9 protein-coding genes and 11 tRNA genes are annotated in these 18,377 nt (G+C 26.3%); all 20 read left to right on the top strand.

From position 1 onward, the window contains the following. Positions 1–54: 54 nt before the first annotated feature. On the top strand, positions 55–1,110 hold the full coding sequence (potA, locus tag AACL04_RS03955; RefSeq protein WP_339029739.1) for a spermidine/putrescine ABC transporter ATP-binding protein: 1,056 nt from the start codon (positions 55–57) through the stop codon (positions 1,108–1,110). After that, on the top strand, positions 1,103–2,110 hold the full coding sequence (gene potB / locus AACL04_RS03950; RefSeq protein ID WP_339029737.1) for a spermidine/putrescine ABC transporter permease: 1,008 nt from the start codon (positions 1,103–1,105) through the stop codon (positions 2,108–2,110). Before potA ends, potB begins: the two co-directional genes overlap by 8 nt. Then, positions 2,077–5,208, top strand: a complete 3,132-nt coding sequence (potCD, locus tag AACL04_RS03945) for a spermidine/putrescine ABC transporter permease/substrate-binding protein (RefSeq protein ID WP_339029736.1) — start codon at positions 2,077–2,079, stop codon at positions 5,206–5,208. Before potB ends, potCD begins: the two co-directional genes overlap by 34 nt. A gap of 220 nt (positions 5,209–5,428) precedes the next feature. Continuing rightward, positions 5,429–6,436, top strand: coding sequence for a hypothetical protein (locus AACL04_RS03940; RefSeq protein ID WP_339029734.1), 1,008 nt, complete (start codon positions 5,429–5,431; stop codon positions 6,434–6,436). Positions 6,437–6,447: 11 nt separating this feature from the next. After that, a complete protein-coding gene (locus tag AACL04_RS03935; protein ID WP_339029732.1) occupies positions 6,448–7,143 on the top strand; it encodes an ABC transporter ATP-binding protein in 696 nt (231 codons plus the stop codon). Positions 7,144–7,654: 511 nt separating this feature from the next. Continuing rightward, positions 7,655–7,975 carry a hypothetical protein gene (locus tag AACL04_RS03930; protein WP_339029730.1) on the top strand — a complete coding sequence of 107 codons (321 nt, stop codon included), beginning with the start codon at positions 7,655–7,657 and terminating at the stop codon, positions 7,973–7,975. 2 nt (positions 7,976–7,977) lie between these two features. After that, a complete protein-coding gene (locus AACL04_RS03925) occupies positions 7,978–10,659 on the top strand; it encodes an endo-beta-N-acetylglucosaminidase (RefSeq protein ID WP_339029728.1) in 2,682 nt (893 codons plus the stop codon). 929 nt (positions 10,660–11,588) lie between these two features. Then, positions 11,589–11,663: transfer RNA gene (locus AACL04_RS03920), tRNA-Cys, on the top strand. A 167-nt stretch (positions 11,664–11,830) separates the two neighbouring features. Next, a tRNA-Arg gene (locus tag AACL04_RS03915) sits at positions 11,831–11,907 on the top strand. 41 nt (positions 11,908–11,948) lie between these two features. Further along, positions 11,949–12,025, top strand: a tRNA-Pro gene (locus AACL04_RS03910). A gap of 26 nt (positions 12,026–12,051) precedes the next feature. Then, positions 12,052–12,127, top strand: a tRNA-Ala gene (locus AACL04_RS03905). 5 nt (positions 12,128–12,132) lie between these two features. Beyond that, positions 12,133–12,209 (top strand) — tRNA-Met (locus AACL04_RS03900). A gap of 25 nt (positions 12,210–12,234) precedes the next feature. Continuing rightward, positions 12,235–12,311 (top strand) — tRNA-Ile (locus tag AACL04_RS03895). A gap of 45 nt (positions 12,312–12,356) precedes the next feature. After that, positions 12,357–12,449: transfer RNA gene (locus AACL04_RS03890), tRNA-Ser, on the top strand. A gap of 7 nt (positions 12,450–12,456) precedes the next feature. Further along, positions 12,457–12,532 (top strand) — tRNA-Met (locus AACL04_RS03885). Positions 12,533–12,537: 5 nt separating this feature from the next. Continuing rightward, a tRNA-Asp gene (locus AACL04_RS03880) sits at positions 12,538–12,614 on the top strand. A gap of 5 nt (positions 12,615–12,619) precedes the next feature. Beyond that, positions 12,620–12,695: transfer RNA gene (locus tag AACL04_RS03875), tRNA-Phe, on the top strand. Positions 12,696–12,809: 114 nt separating this feature from the next. Then, a tRNA-Ile gene (locus AACL04_RS03870) sits at positions 12,810–12,886 on the top strand. 218 nt (positions 12,887–13,104) lie between these two features. Beyond that, positions 13,105–15,798, top strand: coding sequence for a magnesium-translocating P-type ATPase (mgtA, locus tag AACL04_RS03865; protein ID WP_339029726.1), 2,694 nt, complete (start codon positions 13,105–13,107; stop codon positions 15,796–15,798). Between the two features lie 102 nt (positions 15,799–15,900). Further along, positions 15,901–18,318, top strand: coding sequence for a leucine--tRNA ligase (gene leuS / locus AACL04_RS03860; RefSeq protein WP_339029724.1), 2,418 nt, complete (start codon positions 15,901–15,903; stop codon positions 18,316–18,318). Positions 18,319–18,377 lie beyond the last annotated feature (59 nt).

Raw genomic sequence — 18,377 nt, 5'->3', positions numbered from 1 at the left:
GTTTTAATAAATTACGCGTTAAAAATTTAATATTTTTTTAAAAGGAGACATATTATGAACAACAATAATATTTTAGAGATTAGAAATCTTACTAAAAGTTATGATGGAAAAGTTGTTTTAAAAGGTGTTAGTTTTAATATTAAAGAAGGAGAGTTTATAACTCTTTTAGGACCATCTGGGTGTGGTAAGACAACTACTTTAAATATCATTGGGGGAAGAGAAAAACAAGACTCTGGTGATTTATTATTTGAAGGAAAAGATCTTACTCCAATTCCAAGTAATAAAAGACAAATAAACACAATTTTTCAAAATTATGCACTTTTCCCTCATTATGATGTTTACGATAATATTGCTTATGGATTAAGAGTTAAAAGAGTTAAAGAAGATTTGATAACTAAAGAAGTAATGCAATATATCAAAAAATTTTCATTAGAAGGTATGGAAAATAAAAGGGTTCATGAATTAAGTGGTGGTCAAAAGCAACGTGTTGCAATTGCTAGAGCACTTATTTTGAAACCAAAAATTCTACTTTTGGATGAACCTATGTCAGCTCTTGATGTTCAATTAAGAAAAAGAATGCAAGATGAATTAAAAGAGCTTCAAGAAGAAATTGGAATAACATTTATTTTAGTTACCCATGATCAAGAAGAAGCTTTAACTTTAAGTGACAGAATAGTTGTTATGAATGATGGAGCAATTCAACAAATTGGTTCTCCAGAAGAAATTTATAATGAACCAGAAAATAACTGAGTTGCTAATTTTATTGGTGTATCAAATGTTATTGAAGATGGTGAATTTATAAAAGATTTAAAAGTTAAATTTGATGGTAAAGAATTTGAATGTACTGATAAAGGTTTTGGAGAAAATGAAAAAAATATTGATATTGTGTTAAGACCTGAAGATTTAAAAATTCAAAAACCAGACAAAGGCTTCTTTAATGGTATAGTTGAAAATATTATATTTAAAGGTGTCCATTATGAAATCACTATTAAAACAAAAAATAGAAGTTATATTGTACACACAACTGAATTCCATGATTTTGATAAAGAAGTTTCTATTAAATGAAATCCCGACGATTTACATATTATGTGAAAAGAGATAGATGAATAATTTAAATAACGATAAAGACATTATAGAAGAAAAAAATAATGTTGAAGTCGAAAAAGAATTAGATGATATTGAAAATATAGAATCTGAAGGAACAGAAATAGAAACAGAAATACCAAAAATAAAATTAAAAGAAAAAATTCAGGAATTTAAAATTGTAAAAGGAATCAAATCAAAAGTTTGACCAATAATGTTACCATTTATGGTTGTAATGGGATTTTTAGTTGTTCTTCCATTATTAGGAATAATTATTTTTTCAATAATTGAAGCAACAGGTAATAGTATTAAATTTAAACTTGATTTTTCAAACTTTGTTAAGCTTTTAACATCAGGGTCAATTTTATATGTTTTATTTTTATCGTTAATGTATGCATTTATAGCAAGTATTATATGTGTCGCTTGTGCTTATCCAATAGCTTTAATAATGGCTCAATTAAAAAATAAATTATTAGCAAAAAATGTATGAGTGCTTGTTACATTACCAATTTGAATAAGTATGATATTAAAAATTCTTGGATTGCGAAGTTTATTCTTAGTGATTTCACCAAGTTTTTTGGGAACACCAATAGCAGTTATTATTGGAATGGTTTATATGTTTTTACCATTTGCGATATCACCAATTTATAATGCAATTGAAAATCAAGATAGAAACTATTATTTGGCTGCTTTAGATTTAAAAGCAAGTAAGTCAAAAGCGTTTTGACATACAACTTTTAGACAATCATTGCCAGGGGTTTTTGCTGGATTTACATTAGTATTAATTCAAGCTGCCACATCGCTTTTAATTGTTAGATATATGGGTGATGGAAAAATAAATTTAATTACTTCAATTATTGAAAACTATTTCTTTAGAGGAACTGATTTCACTTTTGGAGCAACAATAGCGATTGCTTTGGCATTACTTTTATTTGCAATCATGGGAATTATGAAATTAATTTCAAATAAATTTGAAGTTAGGGGGTCAAAAAAATGAAAAAATTCATCAAATCAAGTTACTTCTTAATAATGATGTTATTTATTTATGTACCAATTGCAGTGATGATTATATTTTCATTTAACTCTGGTAGTAGTGTTACAAGTTGAAGTGGATTTAGTTTGGAATGATATAGTGCCTTAGTCAATAACTCTCCATTTATGAAATCAATAACTGTATCATTATTTGTAGCAATGGTTTCTACAATAATGTCACTACTAATTGGTATGATGGCTGTTGTAGGATTAACAAAAATTAAAAAGAGATCAGCAGATAATTGAGTAAGGATAGCAAATATACCTTTGGTAAATGCTGATGTTATTACTGCAGTAGGATTAATGTTATTATTTGTTCTTGCAGGATTAAAATTTGGAATTGTTACTTTAATTGCAGCGCACATCTCTTTTAATGTGCCTTATGTAATTATTACAGTTCTTCCATTTATGAACAGAATTGATAAAAACATTCTTGAAGCTTCTAAAGATCTTGGTGGAAATCAAAGACAAACTTTTTATAAAGTTGTTCTTCCAATTTTAACACCTTGTATTATTACAGCAGCAGCAATTTGTTTTGCAATGAGTTTTGATGATTTTATTATTTCTTACTTTACTGGTGGAGGACAAACTAACGTATCTACTTTTATTTATACTGCTAAAAGAATGCAACCCTATATAAATGCTTTTGGAACTTTATTGGTAGCTTCAATTGTGCTTATAGTTTTAATTTGAAATATAATTCAAATTGCTTTACAGAAATCAAAAGATGTGAAAGTTCAAATTAAAAAAGGTGAATATAAAATAAAAGTGATTAGTAGAATTGAAAGTGAAATTAAGTATCTTCAAAGTTGTCTTTCAACTGGTACTAGAACACAAAAGACTAAAAATTTAAAACTTTTGGCTAAATTTAAATTGCTTAAAATTCAATTTAAGTTATTAAATAGTAAAAATAACAATAAAAAAATTAGTAAATTAGAGTGAAAGAAAGAGTTAATTTCATCAGAAATTAAAACAGAAAAAAGATATTTTACAATATTTAAAAAGTTAAATATTAAGAAATCACAAATTGAATTAAAAATTAAAAAAATGACAAATGAGAAAAAAATAAGAAAATTTGAGCAAGTTTTAAGTAAATTAGAAAGAAAAATTTATAAGTACGAAAAAGAAATTGAATGAATTAATGAAAGAAATCAAAATGACAAAGATAAGGCTTTGGAAATTGGTCAACAAGTAATTGATTTAAAAGAAGAGTTGGCAAATTTAGAGTATCCAAACTCAAAAGAAATTTCTTGATACAATAAAAAAATAAAAGAACTTTCTATTAAAAGAGACAGTTTACTTGAGGGAAGAAATCAATATAAACTAAGAATGACTATTGAAAAATTGGCTTTATTACAAAAAGAAAATGAAGAAAAATCAAGAAAAAAATATGAACAATTAAAATTAATTAAGGAAAAAGTATTTAGAAAAATATCACTTGTGGATTCTATAGATAAGCAAATTAATTTATTAAATAAAGTTGATGAAAGTTACTCATCTAAGTTAGCTGAATTACAAAAAATTAGAGAAGAAAAACTTAAAGAAGCAACTCAATCAATTAATTCTAATTTAGCTATAAAAGAGGAAAAATTAGAAAAAGTTAATAATTATGTCAAAGCTAAAAAAGATAAGTATTTTCCTGATGTATTAGAAGAAACTTATGTTCCTAAGTCAAATAGATGAATTAAAAGAAACTGAAAGCAACTTACTATGGGTTCAGCTCTATTAATCTCATTTTCATTATTAACAACAGCATATGTAATGAATAATATTTATGATTTAGTAATTGGAAATTGAGGAAGTTATATTGATGTTAATTTAATTACTAAGTTTGAAAAAGAAACAGGGTATAAAGTTAACTATCAACAATATGATTCAAATGAGTCTCTATATAATAAAACATACACATTTAACTATGACATAATGGTGCCAAGTGATTACATGGTTGAAAAATTAGCTACAGAAGGTGCCTTACAAAAAATTGATTGAGATAAAGTTGAAACAATTGAAAATCCAATTGAAAATCCTAGCTCTAAAGTTTGTAATGATACTTTATTTCAAGAGGACGAAATAGAGAAAGAAATATTACACTATAATTGCAATATTTTAGACGCTCATGAAAATCATAAATTCAAAGATGCTGATGATATTTCTTCTAACTTATTAGATTATTCAATTCCTTGATTTTGAGGAGATGTTAGAATTGTATTTAACTTAGGGGATATGGTGAATGGTCAATTTAAGGAAAATACAAAATTAGTAAATTTCTTAAAGGAGCAAAATATATTCACAGAACAAATAAATCAAAAAAGCATGTTTTATGAAATAGATCCTAATAAATTATCATGGGACATCTTATGAAAAGGTGCAGAAGCTGGATTTAATCTTGCATTAAATGAAGACCCCAAAAATGTATTTATGTATGGTTTTGAAAAGCTATATGGAAATGTTGAGGCAAAAGATGGTCTTACAGTTAGCAATGTTGCATTAAGTAAACAGCAACAAATTGATAATGTGTCAAATGAAATTAAAAATCTTGTAAGCTATAGAAATGTAGGATTATATGGAGATCAACTTCAAGATAAAGTTCATGATAAAGATTTTGATATTGCAGTAATGTATAATGGAGATTTAATTTATGCAACTCAAGATGACTATGAAAGTGAAGTTGAAGAAGATAACTTAATAGTCAATCGAGAAGAGGTTCAATCAAATAATTTTGATTTTACAATAATATCAGAAGTACCTAGAAAAGATTTAACACATAAAAATATTAAAATTTTAGATAAAGAAGTTAAAAAAGAATCAACAAATCTATGAAGTGATAATCTTGTTATTTCAAGTGGAAATAGAGAGTTAGAAGCAACTTATGCTTTTATAAACTTTATTTATAGTAGAGACTCTCAAGAGGCTCTTGTTGATGAAACTGGGATGCCTACTGGATTTCAAGAGATATTAGAATATGGAATGACAAAAGGCGATGAATGAGAGAAATGATTTACGCCTCAAGAAGGAGATTCATTTAGTTTTGATGAAAAATTTGACAATTACTTAGTTGATAAATTCAATCAGATAATTTCAACTAAACATTAATTAAAAAATGCATTTTTTTGCATTTTTTTGCATTTTTATATAAAAAAAGTTTGTTATGTGGAAAAAAAAAAAAAAAAGCATATAATAAAAACTATATTTATGAAAATAAATATAGTTTTTATTAAAAAAGTTTGTGTGTGTTTAAATTTATTAAAAATTTAAGCAAAAGGAATATTATGAAAAAAAATATAAATAAAAGAAAAAAATAGGATAAAAATTTATGAAGAAAAATTTTACTACAAAAAAAATTTTTTTGATTGGTTCAGTGCTTTGTATAATTGTATGTTTCATTTTTAATTTAAGTTATTTTTTTATAAATAACTCTTTCTCTAATAAATTGGAAAATAGACTAATTTCTATAATAAATCCAAAAAGAGAATTTCCTGAACTTAATAATAATAATTTAAATTTATGAAAAAAATTAGCAGATGAATCGATCGAGGAACAAAACAAATATAATAATAATCTAATAGAGTTTTATAAGAAAAGTTATTCTGACCTTTTTTATAAATATAATCCAAATGCTTACGAGAATCCAATTGTAGAAATTCCTCAAGAAGATATTGATCAAATAATTTTGAAAGCAGCTGAAAGTGATGATTTACAAATATTCACTGCATATTATTTGAGAACACTTTTTATAGAGTCTAGAATAAATTATTTGACTCAACCAGATTTGCCTCTTATTGCAACTGATAAAAATGTAGTTATTTGAGCTTTAAAAGAATTTTCAGCAATAACATATTTTCAATGAGTAAAAATATGAATTCAAGAGCTTGGACAAAATGTTGAAAAGGATTTTAATTTGGATTTCTATACTTTTGGAAGTTATAGACAATTTGATAATAAGGGTAATAGTGATTGAACTAAGCCCCATACTTTAAGAAGAAAAATGACATGTGATTTAACAAATCCAACTATTATAAATGAAGATGATGAGGATAAAATTAAAGAACAATTAAAAGAAAATAATAAAGATTTAAAAATTGATGAGATAGAAATATTAAAATCATCAAATAATTATTTTGCAAAAGTTAAAAATTACAATAATTATTATTACTCAAGTATTAATAATGAGGTTGAATTAAAAATAGGTTCAAATATGCAAAGTGGCATTAAAGAAGTAAATGATTGTCAAGCTTTGACACCACAACCTATTGCAAAAGTAAATAAAGTATTAGAACCATATATAGAAGATGTATATAATTTTATATATTTTAGAAAGTAGGTTTATTTAAAGTGATAGAACTTGTAGATATTTGTAAAAAATATAAAAAAAATGAAGTATTAAAAGGAATAAATTTAAATATTTTAGATAATGAGTCTATTGCCATATTGGGTTCCAATGGTTGTGGAAAGACAACGTTAGCAGAAATTATTGCAAAAGTTATAAAACCATCAAGTGGTGAGATTGAATATTTAGATAATGAAAAAAACAAAATTAATAAGAAAATAGGAATGCAATTTCAAGATGGAAGTTGACCAATAGGAACAAGAGTGTATGATTTAGTTAAATTTTTTAGAAATAAAGAGTACTTTGACACTGAAGAATTTCAAGAGCTATCATTAGCTTTTAATTTAAAAGAAATAATTAAAAAAGATATGTTCTCTCTTTCAGGTGGGCAAAGGCAAAGAGCAAACTGTTTTTTATCAATTATAAATAAACCTGATATTCTAATACTTGATGAACTTATCACAGGTTTGGATTTGGAAATGCAAATAAGATTAATTAGTTTTTTTAAAAATTATAAGGCAACAAATAATATTATTTTGTTAATTGTTTCTCATATTCCTGAAGAAGTTGAATCACTATGTGACAGAGTAATAATCTTAAAAGATGGAGTTATATTTGAAGATAAAAAGGTAACTGAAATAAAAAAGAAATATAAGAGTTTAAGAGAAAGATTGATTTACTATTATGAAAATGAAAAATAGTAGTTTATACAAGTTATTTTTCTTATTATTAAGAAATATATTTACTTCATTTAAAACTTATATATATGTATATTTATTATCTGCAGGATTATGTTTTCTATTCATATACGTTTGAATGAACTATTCAATTTATTTATTATTACCTCCACAATTATTAAATTATTTATCAATATCTTTTATAATTGCACCTTTATATGTATCTCTAACTTTATTAGAATGAAAAAAACGAAATTATCTTATAAAGATAAACTTTGGGATAATTAATAAATTAAATTTATTAATCTCATTAATAGTGATATCCTTAATTTTAGGTTTTTCATCTTTTACACTAAATATACTTCTACATGTTATATTTGATGCAACAAAGGTAATTAGATATGATTATAATCTTCTTGGTAATATAGAATTTTTTATTTGACTTATTTTAATTATTAATTTAGTACTTCAAACAATATTTATATCTTGCCTATTTTTTGCATTAACTTCTTTATCCACAAAAGTACCACTTTGTATGATTTATATTTTTCTAGTTTTTATTTATTTATTAATAACTTCAGAAATATTAATTCCTCCATATAGTTTAAGTGGAAATATTAGTTATGAGGTTCTGGGCTATTTAAATCCTATTAAATATTTCGTTTGAACAAATATGTTAGTTACATCTTATCAATTTATAGATAAATATGGTATTACTCAGATTTTACCAAATTATAAAGAAGGAGACTGAGTGTCTTTTAAGGGTATATATATAACAATACCCTTTGAAATAATTTTTATAGTTTTAGCATTCGTCTTTTACAAATATTTTTTTAGAATTGGAGTTAAAAATTAATTATGAAAAAATTAGTATCATTTTTATTAGCAGGATCATTAGTTATATCTTCAACAATCTCTATAATATCTTGTTCAATTGGTAATGTAGATTCAAATAAGTTTTTATCTAATTTATCAGATTTTAATTGAGCAGATTCTGAAGTAGGTGATGGAATAATCTTTAATAACTACTTTCAAAGTATTGAAGAAAATGCTACTGGTCCAACAATAAAAGAAGTAAAACCAAAATTGCAAGGTTCTTACATTAATTACAATAAATTTAATACAGGATTTCAATGAAATCAAAATATAAATAAGCAAGCTGTTACTGGAGTTCCTTTAAATAAGGGATTTATGCCTAATGGAAATTATGCTTCTGATTTTGGAATAGAGTCAAAGGCTCAAGCCTTTCGTAGATTAAACAGTATACTTGATTGAGATTCAAGTAAAGACAAAGATGCAAAATTTAATGTATCAAATTCAAATATAACAGAAAGAGTTTTTGTTCCAACCAAAATTTCTGAAAATCAAGATGAAAGACTAAAGTATAATGCTTTAGGTTTTTCAACTAGAAAACATAGAACCTTTGATAATACAATTGTTGGTACAAAAAACCCTTTTGAGAATTCTACAACTAATTGACAATATGTTAATCAATTTATAAACTGATCAGGCTCATGATTTGAAGGTCCTATCATTCCTCCCCCAGCTGATACTGTAGAGTTTGCTCATAAAAATGGCTCAGAGGTATATGGTAATATTTTTCTTGATGGATATCATGGTTTAACAAGAGAAATGCTAAGAGATTTCATACAGAAAGATAAAAGTGGTAGGTATAAAATAGTTGATATTTTAATTGATATTGCAGCCTATATGGGTTTTGATGGGTGATTCATTAATAATGAAGCAAATGGTCAATTACCAAATGGAACAATATTAAATTATAATGAAATGTTTGAAATTATAAAACAGTTTCAGGAAACAGTTGCAAAGTCAAATGATGATAAAATAAATAAATTAGAATTATTTTACTATAGAAATGATGCAACTTTAAAAGAAAATAATGGAATCTATGTTGATAAAGAAATGGTTAAAATGGCTCAGGCTAATTATTTGATGGGAGAAAATCAGAAAAAGATAAAAATGCAAGTTAACTTTGGAGAATTGCCAGAAAATTCTCAATACTTTTTAAAACAACACCAAGAATATAATTCTGAAGATGTTTTTACATTAATAGATCAGGGAGCAAATTCTTTTTATTATGGGTCTTTGGATTTTAAAGATCTAGCATATAAATATTCTCAATCAGAACAAAAATTTGACAAGGATATTTATTCTTCTTTTGCAACTTACTTAGACAACGGTTCTGGAATTTTTGCAAATGAAGCTTATAACTATATCAAAACTATACCAAATACAGACAAATTAAGAAATTACTTATTTGCAAATCAAGTTGGTAATTTATTTAATGATATTCAATTTAGTGGCACTAATTTATTTGTTTCTAAAAATAACAAGGGTCTATCAAAAAATTTACTTTCAAATAATTTAAAGCAAAGTAACTATGATAAAAATGCTATTATAGCAGATCCAAGAATTAAATTTAAAAATAAAAATAAATTAGAAAAAAAATTAAAGGAAAACGAAGATACTAAAAAAATATATGATTTTGTTTATGATTACTCAAAAAATAGCAGTTCAATAAACAGCAATAGTTTTGGAGTTGGAGATTTAATTCCTGAAAAAACAATAATAACAGATAACTATTTAAATCAAAGAAATTTTAAGACTAACTTTTCTACAGGTAATGGAATTAAATTTAAAAATGAAAATTATACTGTTGAAAATTATCCATGAACAAATAGAAGACTTGCAGATGTATTACCTACATATAGATGAAGAATTTATGATTCACAAAATTCAAATCAAGCACTACCTATAAATAAATTTTATGGAGGTTTTGATTATGATGAAGTTTATAATAAGGGGAACTCAATAGCAATTGGTAGTGGCTTTGATGAGGAAGGAAGAATACTTTCAACAGAATGAGATACTAAAAACTACGAATGGGATATTTTGGGAACTGACTTTTTATCAAATGATAAAGAAATAAAAGTAGTCTACAAAGTTGATAATTTAGATGATATAGATATTAACCTTAATTTAACAGGTATTAATAAAAATAGTAAGATTTCAAAGAAAATTAAAGTGGATAACTTATTATCAAGAACCTATTTAACAAATGATTGAGTGGAGTTAAAAGTGAATTTAAATGATTTAAATTTATCTTCAGAATTTGAAACTATCTCAAAAGTGGGTTTGTCAATAAATCCAAATAAAAAATCAATTTTTAAAATTAATGTTGGAGAAATTCAAATAAATAATATAATGAATATTAATTCTGAAAAAAATAACTCGTCTCAAGAAGTTGATTTAGATGTAGAGTATGCAATAAAAAGAGATAATTCTGATACCTATAATATTCGCTTCTCATGAAATTATTTAAAAGATAATGATTTTGATTATTTTGATATTCTTGTATATTATGAGAAAAAGTGATATAGAGTTGGAGAAACTACCTCTACAAATTATTTTTTAAGAGATTTAAAAGCAAAAAATAATAAGGTCCTGTTAAGCATAAGACCAAGAAATAAAAATCAATCAATAGAAGGTGAGGAATATAAATTTAATATAAATTTATAGAATCTAATGAAATTTAAAAAAACAATTTCCTATATTTTTAGAAGTACAATATTATCTACTTGAACTTATATTTTTGTAATTTTTATTCCTTTATTTTTTATTACAAGTTTGTATTTTTTATTTTTAAAAAATCTTATTAATAATGAAAATGTACAAAAAAGTGTTACTTTTTCTACATTACCACTAATTTTTATGACTTTTTTCTCTGCACATTTTATTATTACGTGAAGAGAGACAGTTTTTTTAAGGCAACTTAATAATTTTGGTATAACTAAAATATGTTTTTTTCTTTCATTTCTTTTAATATTTTTTATTTATAGTATTTTAAGTTATACCATTTCAAACTCATTTTTATTACTAATAGATGCTACTTTTAGCTTTGGTAATTATAGTAAACTTATCTTTGAATTTAAGAGTATTGGTGGCTTTATTATATTTTTATTTTCAATTTTTTTAATGATTTTATTATATTTTTCTATATCTCTTTTAATTGCAGGAAAAATCACTAATGTATACTTATCAAATTCACTAATATTAATATTTATTATATATATACTTATATTTTCGGATTTTTTCTTAGAAACAATTTTATATGATAATGTTTTTTGTAGTAGTTTAAGTTTTACGTCTCCACAAAAATATCTAAATTGAATTTTTTATCTTAGCTTTAGTGATGCTTTTTTAGATAAAACTATGATATATTTATTTATCAATAAAATTAATACAGTGGTATATTTTGAAAATATAACTATTCCAATAATAAGTTCATTTTTATTTATTATTCCATTGTCATCAATTTCATTTATGCTATTTTCAAATTCACTTAAATAGGTACTAAATTACTTTTTAATTATAATAATTAATTTTAAAACCAAAAGGTATTATGTTTGTAATTCCTTTATTTTTTTTAGTATAATCATTTAGGTAATGGTACCATAGCCAAGAGGCTAAGGCATGGGACTGCAACTCCCTGATCGTCGGTTCGACTCCGACTGGTACCTCCATTATTGAAATAAAGGAGTTTAAATACTTCTTTTTATTTTATTTATTTTTGTAAAAAGACACAAATTATCTTTTTATTTGCTATAATAAATATTGTCAATTTTATGCAAAGTTGATAAAAAACTTACAAATTGTAATATAATATTTTTGGTTGTTTTCACACAAAAATGCGCCCTTAGATCAATTGGATAGATCGTTTGACTACGGATCAAAAGGTTAGGGGTTCGAGTCCCTTAGGGCGCGCCATTATTGAAAATTACCATGAATATTATTAAATATTCATACTTCGGGAAGTGGCTCAGCTTGGTAGAGCATTCGGTTTGGGACCGAAGGGTCGCAGGTTCGAATCCTGTCTTCCCGACCATTTATAATTTAATATTTTTTATATATGGGCCCGTAGCTCAGCTGGGAGAGCACCTGCCTTGCACGCAGGGGGTCGACGGTTCGAACCCGTTCGGGTCCACCATATATGGCGGGGTAGCTCAGTTGGTTAGAGCGCTCGGCTCATACCCGGGAGGTCAAGAGTTCAAGTCTCTTCCCCGCTACCATATATTTTATTGTTTTTATTATTTTGGACCTTTAGCTCAGTTGGTTAGAGCATCCGGCTCATAACCGGATGGTCATTGGTTCGAGTCCAATAAGGTCCACCATTCATGATGACTCTATAATGATCAGGATGGGGCAAAACAAAATACGGAAGATTACCCAAGCCTGGCTGAAGGGGTCGGTCTTGAAAACCGAGAGTCGGGGAAACCCGAGCGGGGGTTCGAATCCCTCATCTTCCGCCATTTTTATCGCGGGGTGGAGCAGTTGGTAGCTCGTCGGGCTCATAACCCGAAGGTCGTAGGTTCAAGTCCTACCCCCGCAACCATTTTTGGCCCCATAGCGAAGTTGGTTATCGCGCCTCCCTGTCACGGAGGAGATCACGGGTTCGAGTCCCGTTGGGGTCGCCATTATTGGTTTTGTAGCTCAGTTGGTAGAGCAATTGATTGAAGCTCAATGTGTCGGCGGTTCAATTCCGTCCAAAACCACCATTAAATGAATAATAGACGTCATTAAATGACGTTTTTTTAATGAAATATTTTTAATTAAAAATGCTTTTTTTATTGAATTTTAAAAGGTAATATTTTATAATTAATATTGTTTTACGGAGTATAGCTCAGCTGGTTAGAGCGCACCCCTGATAAGGGTGAGGTCGGTGGTTCAAGTCCACTTATTCCGACCATTTAGATTTTAAGATACCATTAAGGTGTCTTTTTTTATTTTATATATGTATAATAATTAAAGATTTAAAGAGAGGTGGTAAATATGAGTATTCCTTCCGAACAGGTACGAAGTTTAATTATTCAAAGCAAGATAAGAAGTAATGCTAATTTATCGCTTTTTTTTGTATTGTCAAAATAAGATTATAAGTTAGCTTTCATAAATAAGGAGAACGATGTTATGAAAACTAAAAATAAAAAAGTAAATAACAATTATAATAATCAACTAGCAAAGTTTGTTGAATTAGATCAGCAACAAACTTTAAAAAAATTAGAGATTTCTAACTTTGGTTTATCAGAAGAACAGGTAGAAGCTCAAAAAAATAAATATGGAGATAATTTACTAAAGGAGAAAAAATTTAATTATGTTTTGTCTTTTATTAAGGCATTTTTCAGTCCATTTAACTTAATACTGATTGTAATTGATACATTCAGTTTCTATCAATATGCAACAGATCCAGAACTATCAGATCTTGTTGGAGCATTATTAGTTTTAACAATGATTATAATTAGTGGAACTATTTATTTTGTTCAAGAAATAAGATCCTTTCACGTTATTAAAAAAATGACATTTGAAAATAAACATATGACAAAGGTTATTAGAGATGTTGACTTTGTCATTAAAGATATTGATAATGCGAACTCAATAAAATTAATTAAAGAAAGTGAACAAATTGAAACATCAGAGCTTGTTCCTGGAGATTTAATATATGTTTCAAATGGAGATTTAATTCCAGCTGATGTAAAAGTTATTTGATCAAATAACTTATATTTAAATCAATCATCTTTAACAGGAGAATCTTTTCCAGTACAAAAGAAAACAATAAATAATAAAGAAAATTATTTAGAGTATGAAAATGTTTGTTATATGGGAACCGAAGTAGTTTCAGGTTCTGCACTTTGTTTAGTTATTCAAACTGGACAGAAAACTTTCTTTTCTGCAATTAATGATAAAGTTACAGAAAAAAGAAGTAAAAACTCTTTTGAAAAGGGAGTTTGAAAAATTACAATGTTGTTAATTTCATTTATGTTAGCAGTAACACCAATAGTTTTTTTAGTTTTTGGATTAAGACCAGCAACAATTGATCAAAGATGACTTTCAGCAGCATTATTTGCAATATCAATTGCAGTAGGGTTAACACCAGAAATGTTACCAGTAATTGTTACTGCAAATCTTTCTAGAGGTTATTCAAAAATAAAAAAAGAAAATGTTATAGTAAAAAATCTAAATGCTGTTCAAAATATGGGAGCTATTGATATTTTATGTACAGATAAAACAGGAACAATCACGAGTGGAGAAATTAATCTTGATCATGTTTTTGATATAAAAAGTCAAAAGAATGAAATGATTGAACATATATTATATTTAAATAGTTATTTCCAAACAGGATTTCAAAATCCAATTGATCAAGCTGTTTTGTTAAGTAAAAAAATTAGTATGCCAAATCTTGATGAATATTCAAAAGAGTGAGAAGTACCTTTTGATTTTCAAAGAAAAATATTATCAGTAATCCTTTCAAAAAATGGAGAAAAACAAATTTTTACAAAAGGAGCTATTGAAGAAGTTTTAAAAGTATGTGATCGTATTTATATAAATGGCGAAATAGTAAAATTAAAACAAGATCACATTGATAAAATTATGAAAAAATCTAATGATTATAATAATGATGGGTTTAGAGTTATTGGAATTGCACATAATGAATTAGAAGATGAAGATATTGAAGAAGATTTAGTATTTTATGGTTTTGGTACATTTTTTGACGAACCAAAAAAAACATCAAAAAAAATTATTAAGGAATTAGCTGAAAAAGGAATTTCAACAAAAATTCTTACAGGTGATAATGAAATTATTACTAGAGCTATTTGTTCTAAAGTAGATTTTAAAATTGAAAAATTATATACAGGAAAAGAAATTGAAGCAATGAATGAAGACCAACTTCATAAAGCAGTTCGTAAAGGAAATGTTTTTGTTAAATTAAGTCCGATAAATAAATCAACAATAATAAAAACTCTTAAAGAGCAAGGACATGTTGTAGGATTTATGGGAGATGGAATAAATGATGCTCCGGTTTTAAGAGAGTCAGATGTTGCAATCTCTTTTGATGAAGCATCAAATATAGCCAAAGAAGCTGCAGATATTATTTTAATGGAAGAATCATTACTTCCAATTAGTCACGCAGTTCATGAAGGAAGAGTTTCATTAGCAAATATTTTAAAATATATTAAAGTTACAATTGCTTCAAATTTTGGTAATGTTCTTAGTGTTTTGGTTGCCCTATTTTTAACAATGTCAGAGCCAATGCAACCCTTGCATTTATTAACTCAAAATTTATTATATGATATAGTAATGTTTGCATTTATTTTTGATAAAGTAGATAGTAAATTTACTGATAAACCTCGACCATTAAAAACAAAAAATATAATATGGTTTACAGTCATAAATGGACCTGTAAGTTCAATATTTGATATCTCAACATTCTTAGTTTTACTATATGGATATCATATTGTTAATCCAGGAATAGGTGCTGGGGTACAACCTCCTAGTGAAGGTGGATTAGAAATATTTAATGGTAGCTGATTTGTTGTTGGGTTAATGACACAAACTGCAGTAATGCAAATGTATAGAACTGAAAAAATTCCATTTATTCAATCTAATGGTTCATGACAAGTTACAGTGTCAACAATCTTTGTTTGTTCTATGGCTATAATTGTGCCATATGGATTTATGAGTATTGATGCAATTAGTGATGGTATGAAAATGGGTGTACCAAAATGATCATTCTTACCAATTGCATTAAGTTTTGTTGCAGCATATATGCTTTTAGCACAAGCTGTAAAAATGTTATATATAAGAATATTTAAAGAATGATTATAGAAAACTTAAACTTATGTTTAAGTTTTTTTTTGTTATCATTAAACATTACCACTAATTAATATTTAATGTAAAATATTTAAAGTTAATAAAAGAGGTAATAAAATGGAATTTTCACATAAAGCAATAGAAAAAAAATGACAAAAGTTTTGAGAAGAAAATAATACATATAAAACAACTAGCAATAAAGATAAAAAGGCTTATATTTTAGATATGTTTCCATATCCTAGTGGAGCAGGACTTCATGTTGGTCATCCTAAAGGTTATACTGCAACAGATGTTTTTGCAAGAATGAGAAGAATGCAACAATATGATGTACTTCATCCAATTGGGTGAGATGCCTTTGGTCTTCCAGCAGAGCAATATGCTTTAAAAACTGGAAATGATCCACGAGAATTTACAGCTAAAAATATTATTACTTTTAGAAAACAACTAAAAAAATTGGGTTTTAGTTATGATTACAATAAAGAAGTAAATACAAGCGACCCAAATTATTATAAAATCACGCAATGAATCTTTCAACAACTTTATAAAAAGGGATTAGCTGAAATTAGACAAGTAAGTGTAAATTGATGTGAAGGACTAGGAACTGTTCTTGCAAATGAAGAAGTTGTTTCAATGAATGGAAAAATGGTTTCTGATATTGGTGGATTTGAAGTAGTGAAAAAACCAATGAAGCAATGAGTTTTAAAAATTACAAAATACGCAGATAGATTATTAGAAGGTTTAGATTCATTAGAATGACCAAATTCAGTAAAAGAATTACAAAAAAATTGAATAGGTAAATCTGAAGGAGCAATTATAAAATTTGATGTTAAAGATAATAAGGAAAAAATAAATGTTTTTACAACAAGAGCAGATACAATTTTTGGAGTTTCATATATTGTTCTTGCTCCAGAAAATGAATTAACTTTAAAATTAACTACTTCAGAAAATAAAAAGAAAGTTCAAGAATATATTACTTTAACAAAAAGTAAAACTGAAATTGAAAGACAAGATGACTCAAAAGATAAAACTGGTATCTTTACAGGAAGTTATGTTATAAATCCTTTTACAAAAGAAGAATTACCTGTTTGGGTAGCAGATTATGTATTAAATGATTATGCAACAGGTGCAGTAATGGCTGTGCCTGGTCATGATGAAAGGGATTGAAAATTCTCACTAAAGTATAATCTACCAATAAAATTTGTATTAGAAACCAAAGATGAATCAAAAGCCTTTGTGGGTGAGTCGAAAATAATTAACTCAGATTTTTTAAATGGTTTATCAAAAGTAGAAGCTATTGATTTAGTAATTAATAAATTAGAAAAAATAAAAAAAGCTGAAAAAAAAATCAACTATAAATTAAGAGATTGACTATTTTCAAGACAAAGATTTTATGGTGAACCATTTCCAATAGTTTTTTTAGAAGATGGTCAAATAGCTTTAATTGATGAAAAGGATTTACCATTAGAGTTACCTAAAACAGACTATATTAAACCTTCAGGAACTGGCGAATCACCATTAGCAAATTTGTCTAATTGAGTAAATATAGATTTTAAAGGCAAGTCAGCAAAAAGAGAAACCAATACAATGCCTCAATGAGCTGGAAGTTGTTGATATTATTTAGCCTACATTTTGACAACAAGTCCTAACAACTTAGTAGATATTAAATCAAAAGAGGCAATGCAATTATTTAAAAAATGATTACCAGTTGACCTTTATATTGGTGGTCAAGAGCATGCAGTTCTTCATTTACTTTATGCAAGATTTTGACATCAAGTATTATTTGATTTAGGAGTTGTTCCAACAAAAGAACCATTTCAAAAATTAATAAATCAAGGAATGATTTTGGCAGATAATGGTGAAAAAATGAGTAAGTCTAAGGGTAATGTAATTAACCCTGATGAAATTATTGAGTCACATGGAGCTGATACATTAAGGTTATACGAGGTATTTATGGGACCATTAGAGGCTTCTTTACCTTGAAGTTATAAAGGACTTGACGGAGCTAGAAAATGACTTGATAGAGTATATAGAATGATTGAAAATATTAAATTAACAGATAAAAATAATCATAACCTTGATTTCATTTATAATGATGTTGTTAAAAAAACAACTCAAATGATTGAAGATTGCAAATTTAATACTGCAATTTCACAATTAATGATGTTTGTAAATTCAGTTTATAAGGAAACTCAACCAATTTATAAAGAATATATTTTTAACTTTATTAAAATGCTTTCTGTTTATGCTCCACATTTAGCTGAGGAATTATGAGAAAAATTGGGCAATAAATCAAGTGTATGTTTAGAAACATGGCCAAATTATGATGAATCTAAATTATCTCTTTCAGTTGTTACTATTGCTGTTCAAATAAATGGTAAGTTAAGAGCAACTTTTGAAGTTGATAAAGGCACTCAAAAAGAGGAATTAATAGAGAAAGCTAAATCTCTAGATGTCATAAGAGAGCAAATTAAAAACAAGCAAACATTAAAAGAAATAGCTGTTTTAGATAAAATTGTAAATATTGTTATTAAATAAGTTAACTTAAAAGTTTTTTACTTAATTTACATATTTTATAATTTCAAGAGATTATAATA

Source organism: Spiroplasma endosymbiont of Cantharis nigra, assembly GCF_964019925.1.
Taxonomy (GTDB): Bacteria; Bacillota_I; Bacilli_A; order Mycoplasmatales; family Mycoplasmataceae; genus Spiroplasma_A.
The sequence above is the reverse complement of the archived record's forward strand: the minus strand, read 5'-3'. Positions and strand labels throughout refer to the sequence as shown.